Genomic DNA, 16,304 nt, shown 5'->3' on the forward strand with positions numbered 1-16,304 from the left:
CAATGAGCGCTGTAGAATACGATATCAAGTCAAGCGGCGACGCGGAAGCCGAACAGCCGGCGCCGCGTGCCTCGGATATGGATCGCCTGCGGCCCCTGCCCCGCATATCCGTCCATGCCTTCTGCGTCAGCGAAAACATGCAGCGCGTGATGGATGCCTTGTCCAGTGACAGGCGGATGAGCAAGGTCACCCTGCGGGTAACCAAGGGCGACATCAACGCGGCGGCGACGATGTTTTCCGCCTCACCAACGCCCAACCTCATCGTTCTCGAAACAGCAAGCTCACCGTCTTCTCTGCTGGATGATCTCGCTCCTCTGGCGGAGGTCTGCGACCCCACCACCCGTGTCATCATCGTTGGCCGGCACAACGACATAACGCTTTATCGCGATCTCATCCGTAACGGCATTTCCGAATATCTCGTCGCACCGATCAACATGGCCGATCTATTGGCCTCGATCGCAACGATCTTCGTTGACCCGGAAGCGGAGCCGCTCGGTCGCAACATCGCCTTCATCGGTGCCAAAGGCGGGGTGGGCTCGTCGACGATCGCGCATAATTGCGCCTTCGGCATCTCCACCCTCTTCTCCACCGAAACCATTCTGGCGGATATGGATCTTGCCTATGGCACGGCCAACATCGATTTCGATCAGGATCCCGCTCAGGGCATGGCGGAAGCGGTGTTTTCGCCGGAACGGCTGGACGAGGTGTTCCTCGACCGTCTGCTGACGAAATGTTCCGACCACCTCTCACTTTTGGCCGCACCGTCTCTTCTCGACAGGACCTATGATTTCGATCGTCAGGCGTTTCTGCCGATTCTTGAGGTCCTGCAGCGCAGTGCGCCCGTCGCCGTTCTCGACCTTCCCCATCAATGGTGTGACTGGACGCGGGCGGTGCTTGCGGAAGCCGACGAGGTGGTCATTACGGCGGTTCCGGATCTCGCAAACCTGCGCAATACGAAGAACCTGTTCGACGCGCTGATAAAACTGAGACCCAACGACAAGTTACCGCATCTCGTTCTCAATCAGGTCGGCATGCCGAAACGCCCGGAGATCGCCCCTGCGGATTTTCTCGACCCACTGGAAATCGAGCCAGTTGCCATCATTCCGTTCGACACCCAGCTGTTCGGAAATGCAGCCAACAGCGGACGCATGATCAGCGAGATGGACGAAAAATCCCAGATCGCGGAAACGTTCTCGCAAATTGCCCATACCATTACAGGCCGTACCATTCTGCGCAAAAACAAGCGCGGCGGTCTGGACAAGCTCAAGAATATTCTCAAGCGCAAATAGGCTCCCTTTATGGGCCTTTATACGGAAACGCCGATGTTCGGAAAACGCGGGCCAGAAGGCCCAGCCAGAACCATAAAGCCGGATTTTGTCGCGCCTGCCATACAGCAGGTGAAGGCAACACCTGAGCCGCGATCTCTGGCGATCGACACTTTGGAGCCCGGCCAATCGCCTGCAACGCGGCAGGCACAATCTCCCATGCAATCGCCGCAGAAAAAGCGTGCCCGCACGGAAGATTATTACAATACCAAGGGCCAGGTCTTTTCCGCGCTCATCGATACGATCGACCTTTCGCAGCTCGCCAAGCTCGACGCGGAGAGCGCACGCGAGGAAATCCGTGATATCGTCAACGATATCATAACGATCAAGAATTTCGCCATGTCCATCGCCGAGCAGGAAGAGCTGCTCGAAGACATTTGCAACGACGTTCTTGGTTATGGGCCGCTGGAGCCGCTTCTCGCACGCGATGATATTGCCGATATCATGGTCAACGGTTCCGGCCAGACCTTCATCGAAGTCGGCGGCAAGACCATCGAATCCGACATACGGTTCCGTGACAATGGTCAATTGCTTTCCATCTGCCAGCGCATCGTCAGCCAGGTCGGCCGACGCGTGGACGAATCGAGCCCGATATGCGACGCCCGCTTACCCGATGGATCGCGTGTCAACGTCATCGCACCACCGCTCGCCATCGATGGTCCGGCGCTTACGATCCGAAAATTCAAGAAGGACAAGCTCACGCTAGACCAGCTGGTGCGTTTCGGCGCGATCACGCCTGAAGGCGCGACCCTGCTCAAGATCATCGGCCGCGTCCGCTGCAATGTCGTCATCTCTGGTGGTACCGGCTCGGGCAAGACCACGCTTCTCAATTGCCTGACGAGCTTCATCGACAAGGATGAACGCGTCATCACCTGTGAGGACACCGCCGAACTGCAACTGCAGCAACCGCATGTGGTGAGGCTGGAAACGCGCCCGCCGAATATCGAAGGTGAAGGCGAGATCACCATGCGTGATCTGATCAAGAACTGCCTTCGTATGCGGCCTGAACGTATCATCGTCGGCGAAGTGCGTGGACCGGAGGTTTTCGACCTTCTTCAGGCGATGAACACCGGCCATGACGGATCGATGGGAACGCTCCACGCCAATACGCCGCGGGAATGCCTCAGCCGTATCGAATCGATGATCGCCATGGGCGGGTTTACCCTGCCGGCAAAGACGGTACGCGAAATCATCTCGGGCTCTATCGATATCGTCATTCAGGCCCAGCGCCTTCGCGACGGCTCGCGCCGGATAACGCAGATCACCGAAGTGATCGGCATGGAAGGCGACGTCATCGTGACCCAGGATCTGATGCGATACGAAATTGACGGCGAAGACGCGCATGGCAAGCTGATCGGCAAGCATGTCTCCACGGGCATCAGCAAACCTCATTTCTGGGATCGCGCGCGCTACTATGGCGAGGAAAAACGCCTGGCCACCGCGCTCGACGAGATGGAAAAGACATCCTAGAGCAAGTCTTGTTTAAACGGAATCGTCTGACGTGCTCTAACTCTTTGTTTCTACGCATTTTCCGGACGGAAAACCACTACGCAATTTTACTGGAAATGCTCTAAGGAAGGCGACTGCCATGGACCCCACAATCCTGTTACTGGCCGCACTTGTCGCTATTTCGGCAGGGGCGCTTGCTTATGCCTTCCTCTTCCAGCAGATCGAGGTCGAGAAAAAGACCACCAGTCGCGTCAAGCGGGTCAAGGCCGCCGAAACGGATCACGCAAACATCAAGGCCGCGCGGGACCGGGTCCAGGAACTTGGCAAACGCCGCAAGTCCATGCAGGACAGCCTGCGGGAAATGGAAAAGAAACAAAGCGAAAAGGCAAAGAAAGCAAAGAATGTCGGTTTGCGCGAAAAGCTGGTTCAGGCGGGACTGCAACTTTCTGTCCGGCAGTTCCACCTTCTGAGCGCAGGCGCGGCTGCTTTCTCCGTCGTCATTGCGCTTCTTTATGGCCTATCGTTGCTTATCGCTCTGCTCATAGGAGCCGTCGTGGCCTTGGGACTGCCGAGATGGGTATTGGGATTTATACTCAAGCGCCGGCAGAAAAAATTCCTCGAGGAATTCCCAAATGCGCTGGATGTCATGTGCCGGTCGATCAAATCCGGATTGCCGCTCAACGACGCCGTGCGACTGATCGCGTCGGACGGACAGGAACCGGTGAAGACGGAGTTCCAGCGCGTCGTCGATGCGCAGCAGGTCGGCATCGGCATTCCGCAGGGGATCGAGCGCATGATGCTGACCGTGCCGCTTTTCGAAGTTAGCTTCTTCAGCACCGTCATCAACATTCAGGCGCAGGCGGGCGGCAACCTTTCGGAGGCTCTTTCCAACCTTTCGAAAGTTCTGCGTGAACGCAGGAAAATGCGTGCCAAAGTCAACGCGTTATCGATGGAGGCGAAGGCCTCTGCAGTTATTATTGGCGCGCTGCCTTTCATCGTCATGCTGCTGGTGCATTTCACCTCGCCCGACTATCTGTCGGTGCTCTTCACCGACATGCGTGGGCACATCATTCTGGGGGTGTCGGGATTATGGATGCTGATCGGGATTTTCATTATGCGCCAAATGATCAATTTCGACATATGAGGGCACGACCATGACAGGAAGCCTCTTTTCCAGCCTGACGGACCCGCAAACGATCATTGCCATTCTCGTCACCCTTGCGGTTTTCGCAACCCTCTATACGCTCATCATGCCGCTCTTCGAGCGAAAAGACTTCGCCAAGCGCATGAAAGCCGTGTCATCGGAGCGCGATCTCATTCGCAGCCGCGAGCGTGAGCGCCTGGCCGCCGCCACCAGGGACGGGAAGGCCTCCCTGCGTGGCAATAATAATAAATCGGCGCGCCGCATCGTCGAAAAATTCAACCTTCAGGAAGCGCTTGCCGACAAGAACACGATGAACAAGCTGCGCGCTGCGGGTTTTCGTTCACAGAATGCGCTCAACACATTTCTTGCCGCCCGGTTCGTGCTGCCATTCGTTTTTCTGGCCCTGGCCTTTACCTGGGTTTTCGTTCTCGGAAACCTCGCCGATAAGGCTTTCGTCGTCCGGCTGATGGCAGTGCTCATATTCGGCTATCTGGGTTTTTACGCACCCAATATTTATGTTTCGAACGCTATGAACAAGCGGCAGGCCTCGATCAGGCGCGCTTGGCCGGATGCGCTGGATCTGATGCTGATCTGCATCGAATCCGGTGTGTCCATGGAGGCCGCCATGCGTCGTGTTGCGGAAGAAATGGGTGAGCAGTCGCCCGAACTGGCGGAGGAAATGATGCTGACGACAGCGGAGCTTTCCTTCCTTCAGGACCGGCGCATCGCACTTGAGAATTTTGGCATGCGCACGCAGCTAGACGGCGTCAAAAGCGTGGTGCAAGCGCTTATCCAGGCGGAACGATACGGCACGCCATTGGCTCAGGCGTTGCGCGTTCTGGCCCAGGAAGGCCGCGACGAGCGGATGAACGAAGCCGAAAAGAAGGCCGCCGCCCTGCCGCCAAAGCTGACCGTGCCGATGATCATATTTTTCCTGCCGGTGCTCATCGCAGTCATTCTCGGACCAGCCGGCATTCGCGTCGCCGATACGTTCTGACACGCTAAACGCGCCCGCCCTAAAGGCGGTAGCGCGTGATGAGGCGGAGCTGTGAATATTATCTGCGATGTGGCATTGGTGGACGTGCCTGAACCCGCATCAGCCTGCTGGCTTGTTGTCCTTCTTCGCCAGTTGCTGCCAGGAATTCTGCTGCGACAGCATTGCACGCAGATAACCGAGATTTGCCTGCGCCTGTTGTGGCGAAAGTTCCTGAACCGCGATGCGCTCAGCCTCGGCAAACCGTCCCTGAAGACCCACCACGAGCGCGAGGTTCTGGCGAACGCGGCTGTCGGCGCCCGGCTGGGCGATGGCCGATTGCAGATACGTCTCGGCGGTACGGGGATCGCTCGACAGGACATAGGACATGCCAAGGTTCGAGAGCACACTTGGATCGTTCGGTTTGAGATCGAGTGCCTGTCGGTATTTTGTGCGGGCCTCGTTCGACCTGCCAAGCTGGTCGAGCACGGCACCTTCGGCGGAATACAGCCGCCAGTCTGGACGATCAGGCGTCTGTGCTCTCTGGATGGTTGAAAGGGCCTGTTCGAGCTGGCCTGATGCTGCCTGCGCCTTGCCATAGGCAGCAAGCACCTCGCGGTCGGCCGGATTGGCGATGGCGATCTGCTGCATGACCGCGAGCGCCTGCGTGTTCTTGCCGGTCATCATCAGCACGTTGGCATAATTCATGCCGACTGACCTGTCCTTGGGGCTGCGTTCATAGGCCTTGCCGGCCGTCTCCTCCGCCTGCCGGAGCTGGTCCATGTTCATGTGGTCATAGGAGCGTGTGGCCGCAGGAATGGAGCCGGTGGACATGCGATCCGGCTTGTTGGTGCTCGCGCATCCGGAAACGGCGAAAACCAGCGCTGCGAGACATGCTCCCCGCAGTAAGCCTGTCCGACCTGTCTCGCTCAAAGAAAAAGCAGTCATGGCAGTGCTCCCGCCCAAGAATTATCGATCTTGCGCCCGACATACGACAGACTCACATGACGCAACTTTCGCTTAAGCAATAATCTGTTAACCCTAACAGAGCGTTAATCGCACCGATTCTCGACAGTTACGAAAGCAGACCATGGCGCCCTATCAGTTCATCGAACGCCCGACACCTTTCAGCTCCAAGGCTGGCAGCACCCTGCCGGTTTTCGCCGTGACGCCAGCCCATATCGAACAGGGTGCCATCGATCCTGTTGCTCTGGACTGGGCGAAGAAAGCGGGTTTCAAGGCCGAAGCAGGCGCCGTATTGCTTGTTCCCTCTTCCGATGGTTCGCTGGGTGGCGTTCTTCTCGGCCTTGGCGGCAATCCCTCAGAAATCCCGTTCATAACCGGAAAACTGGCCCGCGAGCTGCCCGAAGGCGAGTGGCATATTGAAACCGCGCCATTGACGGCCAATCGGCTGGCTCTCGGTTTCGGCCTCGGCAGCTACCGCTTCGACAAATACAAGACAACCAAAACCAGCGGGGCCAAGCTTCTCATTCCGCAGGATGCCGAAGATGGCGAGATCAAGCGCGTTCTGGCCGGCGTCTTCCTCGCCCGCGATCTCATCAATGTTCCGGCCAACGATATGGGACCGGACGAGCTTGAGATCGCCTTCCGCAGCCTTGCCGCACACTACAAGGCAAAGGTGGCCGTCATTACCGGCGACGATCTGCTGAAGGAAAACTTCCCGCTCATCCATGCCGTCGGCCGCGCCAGCGAAAGCGCACCGCGCCTTCTGGAAATGAACTGGGGCAAGAAGGGAAATCCCCGCCTGACCCTCGTTGGCAAGGGTGTCTGCTTCGATACTGGTGGTCTCGATATCAAGCCAGCCGCCTCCATGGCGCTGATGAAGAAGGACATGGGTGGTGCGGCCAATGTTCTCGGTCTCGCGCTGATGATCATGGACGCGAAACTGCCGGTCAATCTTCGCGTCCTCGTGCCCGCCGTCGAAAACTCCATTTCCGCCAATGCCTTCCGTCCCGGTGACATCTACAGGAGCCGCAAGGGCCTGACGGTACAGATCGACAATACGGATGCGGAAGGCCGTCTCGTTCTGGCCGATGCGCTGGCCTATGCAGACGAGGATGCGCCGGACCTGATGATTGACATGGCAACGCTCACGGGTGCCGCCCGCGTTGCTCTCGGCCCGGATCTGCCGCCCTTCTATACCGATGACGACGATCTGGCCCACGATATCGCGGAAGCCAGCATCGATACCGACGATCCCCTTTGGCGCATGCCGCTCTACATGGGGTACGACAAGGATATCCGCTCACGCGCGGCCGATATCACCAACGCGCCATCAGGCGGCATGGCAGGATCGATCACCGCCGCTTTGTTCCTGAAGCGTTTCGTCACCAATACGAAAAAATGGGCACATTTCGATATTTACGGCTGGTCCTTGAGCGAAAGGCACCATTCATCGATCGGCGGCGAGGCTCAAGGGATCAGAGCACTCTTCCATTACATCACACACCAGTTTGCGAAGTAAATCGGTACCACGGTTGATCTGACTGGCCCACGGGCGCTTCGTTAAGCGGAGCGCCCGGCCTTACTCAAACCAGAACCTTCTGTTCCTTGAGATCTTCCTCACCAAAGAACTTCAGATAACGCTCCACCTCGGATCGTTCGCCTGTCGCTTTTTGCGGATTATCGGAGAGTTTCACGGCTGGCCGACCATTGGCGTCGCTGACCTTGCAGACAATGGAAATCGGCTTCAAGCTGGCGATGGTCTTCGGCGCGCAACCGGCGAAATCATTGGTCAGATTGGTGCCCCAGCCGAAGCTCATGCGCACCCGGCCTTCGAAATGCCTGTATGTATCAACGATGGCATCGACATCGAGCCCATCTGAGAAAATCAGCATCTTCTTGCGGGGGTCACGGCCCATCTTCTGCCACCACTCGATGATCTTTTCCCCGCCTTCGATCGGCGGCGCGCTGTCGGGACGAAAGCCCGTCCAGTCCGCCACCCATTCCGGCGCGTTGCGCAGAAAGGCCGCCGTGCCAAAAGCATCGGGCAGTACGATCAGCAGGTTGCCGCCGTAAAGCCGGTTCCAGTCCTTCAGAACCTGATAGGGTGCTGCGGCCAGTTCCTCGTTGGTTTGCGCCAGCGCCGCAACCACCATCGGCAATTCATGCGCGTTGGTGCCGACCGCCTCAAGGTCGGAATCCATGGCGAGAAGGACGTTGCTCGTGCCGGTGAAGGCAGGGCCAATGCCTTCCTTCAGCGCCTCGACGCACCAGCGCTGCCACAGAAAACTGTGGCGGCGGCGGGTGCCGAAATCGGAAATACGCAGGCCCGGCAGTTCCCGCAACCGTTCGACCTTTTCCCACATCTTGGCCTTTGCGCGGGCGTAGAGAACATCCAGCGTGAAATAACCAAGCGAGCGCATTGCGCTGCGCGAGCGTAGCTCATTGATGATCGCCAGCGCCGGGATTTCCCAGAGTGTCGTATCCATCCAGCGGCCGTGGAAATTCAGCTCATATTGCCCGTCTCGCTTGAAAAGCTCGTATTCGGGCAGTTGGTAGCTCGAAAGCCAGGAGAGGAATTCCGGCTCGAAGATTTGCGAGCGGCCGTAGAAGGTGTTACCCGCAAGCCAGATGTTCTCCTTCTTGGAGAGGCGCAGGGTACGCGCGTGATCGAGCTGCTCGCGCAGTTCCATCTCGTCGATCTCTTCCGCCAACCGCACCGTCTTCGTGCGGTTGATGAGCGAAAACGTCGCGTCGACTTCCGGATAGAGTTTCCAGATCATCTGCAACATCAGCAGCTTGTAGAAATCCGTATCGATCAGGCTGCGGACGATCGGATCGAGTTTCCAGGTGTGATTGTGGACACGGGTTGCTATATCGGTCTTCGTCATGCTTGCATTCCCCAGCATCGGCCCAGAACATCGGCAGGGCCGACGTCACCCCGCACCTCGGCAGGTATTATCAACCTGTCATGTCAAAGATTTATCTGGAAAAGCAACAACAAGTCCAGAGTGCGGGCGGCGCAAACGCCGCTTTAAGTCATATTACTTCAGAAGGTCGGGTCGACAGGATTGATGCCGGGATACCAGTCCTTGGAGATGGGATTTCTGCCACCGAAGCTGGAGATGCCGTTCTCATCGGTGCAGCGATAGCCTTGAACCGGCAGACCGCGGCTACCGAAAACATCCCGGTATGGGCCGCGGGCATATCCAGTTACACCAAGTTCGCTGTGGCAATTGTAACGCACCTTGGGCTGTAGCGTTCGCGGGTCCTTGACACCCGGCAGGTTCGCATAGGCATCTGGAGCCGGAGCAAAACCATTCTGAAAAACGGTCTGCGCCTGCGCGGAAGCGCTCATTAAAAGCGCTGCCAGGATCGTTGCCAATCGTGTTTCCATTTTTGTGTTCATCGATGCCGGTCCCGTACCATCATTCAACCGATGTAGGCTTTCGGCTGTGGTCGCACAAAGGGCGAGGCAGGCACAATTTCGTGAAGCCGCCGCCTCAGCCTTCCAGACGCCGGAAAGCCGTCGGCTTTTCGTAAAGCCAGCCGATGCGCTCGATGGCCTCATTGAGATTTTCGCGTGCAACATTCATCGTGTGGCCATTGGCATGCAGCAGCGTCTCTTCGTTTTCCATAAGGCCGACATGGCCCTTCCAGAAAACCAGATCGCCGCGGCGCAATTCATCGCGCTCTATTTCCACGCCGAGCGATTTCACCTGCATGTCGGTATCGCGCAGAACCCGTCGGCCCGTCATCGCCATGGACAATTGCACGAGGCCCGAGCAATCGATGCCGAAGCCGGAGCGGCCGCCCCAGAGATAAGGTGTCTCGATAAAGCGCAAGGCCACCGCAACATAGTCCTCTTCGAGAGCGGCATCGACTGGGCGGCAATGGGCGGCGATTATGCCTTCGCCATTTTCGGTCAGCAGATAGCGGGTGCCGCGTGTCTCGGCCTCACCAACGATCCGGACCATGCTGCCCATGGAAATGGCTGCGACCGGCGGTTTGCGCAATTCGGCGGAAGGATAGAGGAAGGTGCGTGGCGCAACCACCTGGTGGGTAACGGCAACGACATCGCCGATTGCCGTCTCCGGCACGTAACCGGCATAACCATCCGCATCCGCCTGCACCCAGGCCCAGCCATTCGCCCGGTCGAAAATGCGCACGGTTTCACCAAACAGCAGCTCCGTATCGATGCCGGCGGCAAGGTCAGGCGTTGGCCGCAGGCCAATAACCGGCACCGCGATCTGGGCGGGCGAACCGCTGACGAAACGCTCGGCCTGAACCACGCCTTGCAGTTTCTCATCGGCCAGATCGGAGCGGAAGACATTCAGGCGGCGGTCGAGCATCATGGTTTCACATCCAGAGGTTAGATCTTGCGTGCCTGATCAATAATCAGATCGCCGAATTTTTCCAGATAGAGCGCACCTGCCACGGTGCGTTTTATCACGACATTGCGCTTGTCCCGTTCGTCCCGCACCCTGTCAACCAGCCCGAGCGCCCCCAGACTGTCGAGTGCGCGGGTGATGACCGGTTTGGTCACGCCCAGCAAGGCGGCGAGGCCCCGGACGGTATGTGGCGGCGGCACGAGGTATATCTGCAGCAGGATTGTAGTCTGGCGCAAGGTCAAATCCGGCGCATCGGCCGTGACCTGCGCAGCAGATACGCGATGCCAAAGCCCCAAGGCCTCCGTAGGCGAAAGTTCTGCAGGCAAACCGGTAACCTTCCAGTCGTTATCCCACCGTTTTCATTCAACGGAGCGGAAAACTCAAGAAGCATACCGCACAAACAGAACCGCCGCGCCTTCGCAGATCATAAAAGATCGCGCGGCGCGGCGGTGTTGTTTAAACCCGTTTGTCGGGCCTTTAATGTCCCCTCTGGACTTGCAAGATGAGATGCAGGAAGCGTGCCAGTTTTACTGCAGTGCACAAATATGAGCAAAAACAGGTGCTTGGGGTATAATTCCGATGTTATGTTCAAATTTTCCGCAAGGCGAAAATAGCAACAAAAACAGGCAATCAGCAATTCAGTGCTTAAAAACTGCCTTCCGCCGTAACAGCGGAAGGCTGGGATCGGGATGGATCAGATTTCCGCACCGCGTGCGGCATCGGTCGCATCTGCATTGTGCCGCCGGTTATGTCGGATCGACGACCAGAGCGAAATGCCGATCAGGGTCGCGCCACCAAGGCCGGTGATGACCTCCGGAATGTGGAACATCGTCTGCACGTACATGATGACGGACAGGATGAGGATCGCGTAGAAAGCGCCGTGTTCCAGATAGCGGTATTCGGCGAGCGTTCCCTTTTCCACCAGCATGATCGTCATCGAGCGCACGTACATGGCGCCGATACCGAGGCCGATGGCGATGATGAACAGGTTCTGCGTCAGCGCAAAAGCACCGATGACGCCATCAAAGGAGAAGCTTGCATCGAGCACCTCGAGATAGAGAAACGCACCGAAGCCGCCTTTTGCAGCGCCTTCGAGCACTTCCTGGCTACGATCGAGAATACCGCCGACGACTTCCACCAGCAGGAAGGTCAAAAGACCCCAGATTGCCGCATGGAAAAAGGTGTTGGCCGCAACCGGACCAAGCTCCGGATTGTCGCTGGCGCCGATGATACGAGAGAAGGCCAGCATGACGACCAGCACGAAGGCGATCTCGATACCCTTGACGGAGGAATAGACCGCAGCCTTTTCCTCGATCCAGCGCACCCAGTGCACGTCCTTTTCATGGTCGAAGAAGAAGTTGAGACCGACCATCATCAGGAAGGTACCGCCGAAAGCAGCGATCGGCAGATGGGCGTCGCGCATGATTTCTGCATAACGTTCCGGCTGCGTGGCCGCCATGACGAGCGCCGTCCAGGGGCCGACATTGGCGGCAACGACCACGATCAGCAGCGGGAAGACGATACGCATGCCGAAAACGGCAATCAGAATACCCCAGGTCAGGAAGCGATGCTGCCAGACTGGCGTCATCTCTTTCAGCTTGTTGGCGTTGACGATGGCGTTGTCGAAGGAAAGCGAAATTTCCAGCACGGCAAGCACCGCACAAATGAAGAAGATCGTCGCTGTTCCACTGACAGTTCCGGTCATTTCCCAGCCGAGATAGCCGCCAAGGATCAGACCGACGATGGTGACGATAAAAGCCCACTTGAAGTAGGAAAGTGTGGTTTTCTGGGCGGCGCTCATGTCCGGTTACCTCCGGTAACGAGAGCGATTGTGGAACGACGCAGGACGTCGGGCCGCACGCAGAAAGCACGCGCGCGAAGCACATTCAGGTTTTTCATAGTTTTTAATCCGCCGGCCAATTTTTGCAGGCGGTACCGACATCACGAGAGCGCCGTAAAACTCTCGCCAGAGGGGCCCGGCACCTTTGTTTCCTCTGCCCTTGCGAGACATATGATCGCAGGACCCTCTCTTACTCCTCGAAGATCACCTCTTCGTCAAGTCCCGTGATGATTTCGGCGGCAACATCACGGGTAAACAGAGGAAATGCCTAGTCCGCAGCCAGTATATCCACCTTTTCGCGACCGCGTTTGAGCGTATTTTCACGGAAGAAAATATAAAGGCCGGAAAGAACGATCAGGCCCGCACCGACGACGATACTGGTCTGCGGCACATCACCAAAGAACAGCCAGCCAAAGACCACCGCCCAGAGCAGCAATGTGTATTGCAGCGGCGCGACGGTCGCGGCGTCCGCGAGCTTCAGAGCGCGGTTGACCAGCACATGCGCCGCCATGGCGACCACGCCGAGCAGGCCGAGGAAAGCGAGATCGAAACCGGACTGGACCGGCAACCAGCCCGACGGCGTGACGAACACCGCAACGAGGCCCGCAAGCCCCGCACCGATGATCTGCCAGAAAGCGAGCACCGTATCAGGCGTGTTGCGTAGCTGGCGTCCGGACAACATCATGAAGGCGAAGGCGGCGCTGCCGAGAATGGAAAACAGTGCGGCCGAGGTGAGGCTTGCCGAGCTTGGCTGCAAGGCAATGAGAACACCGACGAAACCAATGGCGATGGCCGTCCAGCGACGCCAGCCGACCTTTTCTCCCAGGAGAAACGGCGATAGAGCCGCCACATAAATGGGGGCGGCGAGCCAGTAGGTCATCACGTCTGCCAGCGGCAGGGCAGCGACTGCGAAATAGAAACAGAAAAGCTCGGCGGTGGAGAAGAATACTCGCGCCACCTGAAGAGACGGTCGCTCGATTTTCATGAGGCCGGAAAGACCGCCTTTCCACACGATCGGAACCAGAATGACAAGGGCAGCGACGCTGCGGATGAGGATCACCTGCCCCTGGCTGTAGGTCGAAACCAGCCATTTTCCCATAGCGTCGTTCAACGCGAAAAGCAGCATTCCAAGCAGCATGACGGCCACGCCGAGGCCAGTCGGCGAAAGCTTTCGTAATATATTCGGCATGTCAGGTTCCGTTCTCTCCCAATGGCTGCATTGGTCGTTCAGCCAGCCCTCGTTTGTCAAGCCCGAAGCGGGAGGAGTCGCGTATTAATAGTACTAATAAATCGGCAATTTCGATGTCACGCGAACATGCGCTTCTCTTCGTGAACGAGTTCCTGGAGAAAATCGACCACCGTGCGCACGCGGACCAACTGACGGGCGGATTCGTGATAGGCCGTCCAATAGGACCGACTTATGCTCATATGCGGCATGATCCGCAGAAGTTCGGGATATTGTCCGGCAATGTAATTGTGCAGGATGCCGATACCGGCGCCCGAGCGCACCGCCTCGGTCTGACCGGTGGCGCTGGATATTTCAAAGGCGGCGTCCCAGTCGCGCATGATCTCGCCGGTATAGTTCAGAGAAGGCGAGAAGATCAGATCCTCGACGTAGCCGATGCGCCGATGGCGCTTGAGTGTTTCCACATCCGCCGGCGTTCCATATTCGGAGAGATAGGACTTCGATGCGTAAAGCCCCAGCGAATAGTCGGTGAGCTTGGAAAACATCAGCCTACCCTGTTCCGGCCGCTCGATGGTGATGGCGATATCGGCCTCTCGCTGCGACAGGGAAAAGGAGCGCGGAACCGGCACGAGCTGGATTTTTAGGTCGGGATAACGCGCGGTCAGCCGGCCAAGCCGTGGCGCAAGAAAAGAAACCCCGAGACCATCGGGCGCGCCGATGCGCACCGTTCCCGCCACTGCCGTATCGACACGACCGAGATTTGCCTGCGCATTCAGCATTTCGGTTTCCATGCGCTCGGCGGCGCCCAAAAACAGCTGACCTTCTTCGGTCAGTTCGCAACCGTTCGTCCGGCGGATAAATAATTGGGTCTTCAGTGCCTGCTCCAGCGACGTCAATCGTCGCGAAAGCGTTGCGTGGTTGAGGCCGAGCCGTTTCGATGCGGCAAGGATCTGCCCGGAGCGGGCAACGGCGAGGAAGATGCGGACGTCATCCCAATTCATGGTTTGCTGCGCAGCATTATGGGTTCGACATCAAGCAAGGTCAGCGACGTCACCATTCCTGCCACACTCTCTTTGTATTTCAGAAAATGCGGCGTTTGCAGATGCGCTTCATATGCCGCCCGGTCCGCGTAGACTTCGAGGATGCGAATCTTTTCCGGGCTGCCTTTAATTGCCACCGCATTTAATGCAAGCACACCAATTTCCAGGCTGACCGAAGCTTCGATCTCTTCTGCAAGCAGTCTGCGATAGGCATCCAGCTGGGTTAGATCGATTTCGATTTCAGCCATCCGCACGACTGGTTCATCGCTCATCAAGCTTCTGACCTTCTGTTGACCGGCGAACGTGTGGGTGTCGGAAATCCGCCGCTACCCTCAAAATGCTCGCCTTGCTTCAATTTACGCACAACGGTTTCTTATCTGAGTTCATTGATTTGTACAAATTCAAGTGCAATGTTGCACCCATCAAAAAATAGCGGAGGAAAGCCCCATGAGGGAAATCGGCCATTTCATCAACGGCAAGCATGTGTCCGGCACCAGTGGCCGCACATCTAACGTCTACAACCCGGCAACCGGCGAAGTGCAGGCGACTGTCGCGCTTGCCAGCGACGCCGAGCTGCGCGCTGCCGTGGAAAGCGCAAAAGCGGCACAGCCGAAGTGGGCCGCCACCAACCCGCAGCGCCGCGCCCGCGTTTTCTTCAAGTTCGTCGAACTTCTTAACCGCGACATGAATGAGCTGGCGGTGCTGCTCTCCAGCGAGCACGGAAAGACCGTCGAAGATTCCAAGGGCGATATCGTGCGCGGCCTCGAAGTCTGCGAATTCGTCTGCGGCATTCCGCATCTGCAGAAGGGTGAGTTCACCGAGGGCGCAGGTCCCGCGATTGACATGTATTCGATCCGCCAGCCGGTCGGCATCGGTGCGGGCATCACGCCGTTCAACTTCCCCGGCATGATCCCAATGTGGATGTTTGCGCCGGCAATCGCCTGCGGCAACGCCTTTATCCTCAAGCCTTCCGAGCGCGATCCGTCCCTGCCGATCCGCCTTGCCGAACTGATGATCGAGGCAGGTCTTCCGGCCGGCATCCTCAACGTCGTCAATGGTGACAAGGGCGCTGTCGACGCCATCCTGACCGATCCGGATATTGGCGCGGTTTCCTTCGTCGGTTCCACGCCGATTGCCCGCTACGTCTACGGTACTGCCGCCATGAACGGCAAGCGCGCACAGTGCTTCGGCGGCGCGAAGAACCACATGATCATCATGCCTGATGCCGATCTCGATCAGGCCGTGAACGCCCTGATGGGCGCCGGTTACGGTTCGGCCGGCGAACGCTGCATGGCTGTGTCGGTTGCGGTTCCGGTTGGCGAAGAAACGGCCAACCGTCTCGTTGAAAAGCTCATCCCGCAGATCGAAGCACTGAAGATCGGCCCCTACACCGACGACAAGGCCGATATGGGCCCGCTCGTTACCAAGGAAGCCCAGACGCGCGTCAAGGGTCTGATCGACAGCGGTGTCGAGCAGGGCGCGAAACTGCTAGTCGATGGCCGCGACTTCAAGCTCCAGGGTTATGAAGACGGCTATTTCGTCGGTGGCTGCCTGTTCGACCACGTCACCCCTGACATGGACATCTACAAGACGGAAATCTTCGGACCTGTTCTCTCCGTCGTTCGCGCCAAGAACTACGAAGACGCGCTGGAACTGCCGATGAAGCATGAATATGGCAACGGTGTTGCGATCTACACCCGTGACGGCGATGCTGCGCGTGACTTCGCCAGCCGCATCAATATCGGCATGATCGGCATCAACGTTCCGATCCCTGTTCCGCTCGCCTACCACTCCTTCGGCGGCTGGAAGGCCTCGAGCTTCGGCGATCTCAACCAGCACGGAACGGATTCGATCAAGTTCTGGACGAAGACCAAGACGATCACCTCGCGCTGGCCGTCCGGCATCAAATCGGGTGCCGAATTCGTCATGCCGACGATGAAGTAAGCAATGCGTCTCTAAACAATGAACCGGCGGGCGATTGACCCGCCGGTAT

At 57.9% G+C, this 16,304-nt stretch carries 15 protein-coding genes; 6 read left to right on the forward strand and 9 right to left on the reverse strand.

What is annotated here, in order from left to right; genetic code table 11:
- The first annotated feature begins 2 nt into the window (after positions 1-2).
- The 4 genes from ACQZ5Y_RS04775 (at position 3) to ACQZ5Y_RS04790 (ending at position 4,915) form a co-directional block, all read left to right on the forward strand.
- Positions 3-1,289: an AAA family ATPase gene (locus tag ACQZ5Y_RS04775; RefSeq protein ID WP_003514563.1), complete on the forward strand. Its 1,287-nt coding sequence runs from the start codon at positions 3-5 to the stop codon at positions 1,287-1,289.
- A 33-nt stretch (positions 1,290-1,322) separates the two neighbouring features.
- On the forward strand, positions 1,323-2,795 hold the full coding sequence (locus ACQZ5Y_RS04780) for a CpaF family protein (RefSeq protein WP_003514561.1): 1,473 nt from the start codon (positions 1,323-1,325) through the stop codon (positions 2,793-2,795).
- A gap of 118 nt (positions 2,796-2,913) precedes the next feature.
- A complete protein-coding gene (locus ACQZ5Y_RS04785; RefSeq protein WP_013635295.1) occupies positions 2,914-3,918 on the forward strand; it encodes a type II secretion system F family protein in 1,005 nt (334 codons plus the stop codon).
- A gap of 10 nt (positions 3,919-3,928) precedes the next feature.
- Positions 3,929-4,915, forward strand: a complete 987-nt coding sequence (locus tag ACQZ5Y_RS04790; RefSeq protein ID WP_013635294.1) for a type II secretion system F family protein — start codon at positions 3,929-3,931, stop codon at positions 4,913-4,915.
- Between the two features lie 99 nt (positions 4,916-5,014).
- Here ACQZ5Y_RS04790 and ACQZ5Y_RS04795 read toward each other — a convergent pair whose 3' ends face one another.
- Entirely contained in the window at positions 5,015-5,839 is an 825-nt protein-coding gene (locus ACQZ5Y_RS04795; protein ID WP_065659772.1) for a tetratricopeptide repeat protein, read from the reverse strand.
- 142 nt (positions 5,840-5,981) lie between these two features.
- On the opposite strand from ACQZ5Y_RS04795, the gene ACQZ5Y_RS04800 reads away from it, so the two are divergent.
- Positions 5,982-7,376, forward strand: a complete 1,395-nt coding sequence (locus ACQZ5Y_RS04800) for a leucyl aminopeptidase family protein (RefSeq protein WP_111799233.1) — start codon at positions 5,982-5,984, stop codon at positions 7,374-7,376.
- A gap of 64 nt (positions 7,377-7,440) precedes the next feature.
- On the opposite strand, the gene pncB is transcribed toward ACQZ5Y_RS04800, so the two are convergent.
- The 8 genes from pncB to ACQZ5Y_RS04840 form a co-directional block, all read right to left on the reverse strand.
- The gene (pncB, locus tag ACQZ5Y_RS04805; protein WP_003514549.1) at positions 7,441-8,745 is read right to left on the reverse strand and encodes a nicotinate phosphoribosyltransferase; all 1,305 of its coding nucleotides are present in this window, start codon (positions 8,743-8,745) and stop codon (positions 7,441-7,443) included.
- Positions 8,746-8,903: 158 nt separating this feature from the next.
- On the reverse strand, positions 8,904-9,263 hold the full coding sequence (locus ACQZ5Y_RS04810; protein ID WP_065661490.1) for a hypothetical protein: 360 nt from the start codon (positions 9,261-9,263) through the stop codon (positions 8,904-8,906).
- A 94-nt stretch (positions 9,264-9,357) separates the two neighbouring features.
- Positions 9,358-10,209, reverse strand: coding sequence for a C40 family peptidase (locus ACQZ5Y_RS04815; protein ID WP_112682570.1), 852 nt, complete (start codon positions 10,207-10,209; stop codon positions 9,358-9,360).
- Between the two features lie 17 nt (positions 10,210-10,226).
- Positions 10,227-10,571: a MarR family winged helix-turn-helix transcriptional regulator gene (locus ACQZ5Y_RS04820; protein WP_003514544.1), complete on the reverse strand. Its 345-nt coding sequence runs from the start codon at positions 10,569-10,571 to the stop codon at positions 10,227-10,229.
- Between the two features lie 368 nt (positions 10,572-10,939).
- Positions 10,940-12,046 (reverse strand): DUF475 domain-containing protein, encoded by a 1,107-nt coding sequence (locus ACQZ5Y_RS04825; RefSeq protein WP_003514542.1) that lies wholly within the window; start codon positions 12,044-12,046, stop codon positions 10,940-10,942.
- Between the two features lie 307 nt (positions 12,047-12,353).
- Positions 12,354-13,274, reverse strand: a complete 921-nt coding sequence (locus tag ACQZ5Y_RS04830; RefSeq protein WP_003514540.1) for a DMT family transporter — start codon at positions 13,272-13,274, stop codon at positions 12,354-12,356.
- A gap of 116 nt (positions 13,275-13,390) precedes the next feature.
- Positions 13,391-14,272, reverse strand: a complete 882-nt coding sequence (locus tag ACQZ5Y_RS04835; protein WP_113291271.1) for a LysR family transcriptional regulator — start codon at positions 14,270-14,272, stop codon at positions 13,391-13,393.
- The gene (locus ACQZ5Y_RS04840; RefSeq protein WP_174049117.1) at positions 14,269-14,583 is read right to left on the reverse strand and encodes a putative quinol monooxygenase; all 315 of its coding nucleotides are present in this window, start codon (positions 14,581-14,583) and stop codon (positions 14,269-14,271) included. Before ACQZ5Y_RS04840 ends, ACQZ5Y_RS04835 begins: the two co-directional genes overlap by 4 nt.
- Positions 14,584-14,758: 175 nt before the next feature.
- Between ACQZ5Y_RS04840 and ACQZ5Y_RS04845 the strand changes: the two genes are divergently transcribed.
- On the forward strand, positions 14,759-16,255 hold the full coding sequence (locus ACQZ5Y_RS04845) for a CoA-acylating methylmalonate-semialdehyde dehydrogenase (RefSeq protein ID WP_003514535.1): 1,497 nt from the start codon (positions 14,759-14,761) through the stop codon (positions 16,253-16,255).
- Positions 16,256-16,304: the final 49 nt, after the last annotated feature.

The sequence above is a fragment of the Agrobacterium sp. A3-95 genome (genome assembly GCF_053521785.1).

What these genes read in the sequence shown, in the direction of transcription:
- ACQZ5Y_RS04775 (WP_003514563.1), top strand. Translation starts at nt 3, where the DNA reads ATGAGCGCTGTAGAATACGATATCAAGTCAAGCGGCGACGCGGAAGCC.
- ACQZ5Y_RS04780 (WP_003514561.1), top strand. Translation starts at nt 1,323, where the DNA reads ATGTTCGGAAAACGCGGGCCAGAAGGCCCAGCCAGAACCATAAAGCCG.
- ACQZ5Y_RS04785 (WP_013635295.1), top strand. Translation starts at nt 2,914, where the DNA reads ATGGACCCCACAATCCTGTTACTGGCCGCACTTGTCGCTATTTCGGCA.
- ACQZ5Y_RS04790 (WP_013635294.1), top strand. Translation starts at nt 3,929, where the DNA reads ATGACAGGAAGCCTCTTTTCCAGCCTGACGGACCCGCAAACGATCATT.
- ACQZ5Y_RS04795 (WP_065659772.1), bottom strand. Translation starts at nt 5,839, where the DNA reads ATGACTGCTTTTTCTTTGAGCGAGACAGGTCGGACAGGCTTACTGCGG.
- ACQZ5Y_RS04800 (WP_111799233.1), top strand. Translation starts at nt 5,982, where the DNA reads ATGGCGCCCTATCAGTTCATCGAACGCCCGACACCTTTCAGCTCCAAG.
- pncB (WP_003514549.1), bottom strand. Translation starts at nt 8,745, where the DNA reads ATGACGAAGACCGATATAGCAACCCGTGTCCACAATCACACCTGGAAA.
- ACQZ5Y_RS04810 (WP_065661490.1), bottom strand. Translation starts at nt 9,263, where the DNA reads ATGAACACAAAAATGGAAACACGATTGGCAACGATCCTGGCAGCGCTT.
- ACQZ5Y_RS04815 (WP_112682570.1), bottom strand. Translation starts at nt 10,209, where the DNA reads ATGATGCTCGACCGCCGCCTGAATGTCTTCCGCTCCGATCTGGCCGAT.
- ACQZ5Y_RS04825 (WP_003514542.1), bottom strand. Translation starts at nt 12,046, where the DNA reads ATGAGCGCCGCCCAGAAAACCACACTTTCCTACTTCAAGTGGGCTTTT.
- ACQZ5Y_RS04830 (WP_003514540.1), bottom strand. Translation starts at nt 13,274, where the DNA reads ATGCCGAATATATTACGAAAGCTTTCGCCGACTGGCCTCGGCGTGGCC.
- ACQZ5Y_RS04835 (WP_113291271.1), bottom strand. Translation starts at nt 14,272, where the DNA reads ATGAATTGGGATGACGTCCGCATCTTCCTCGCCGTTGCCCGCTCCGGG.
- ACQZ5Y_RS04840 (WP_174049117.1), bottom strand. Translation starts at nt 14,583, where the DNA reads ATGAGCGATGAACCAGTCGTGCGGATGGCTGAAATCGAAATCGATCTA.
- ACQZ5Y_RS04845 (WP_003514535.1), top strand. Translation starts at nt 14,759, where the DNA reads ATGAGGGAAATCGGCCATTTCATCAACGGCAAGCATGTGTCCGGCACC.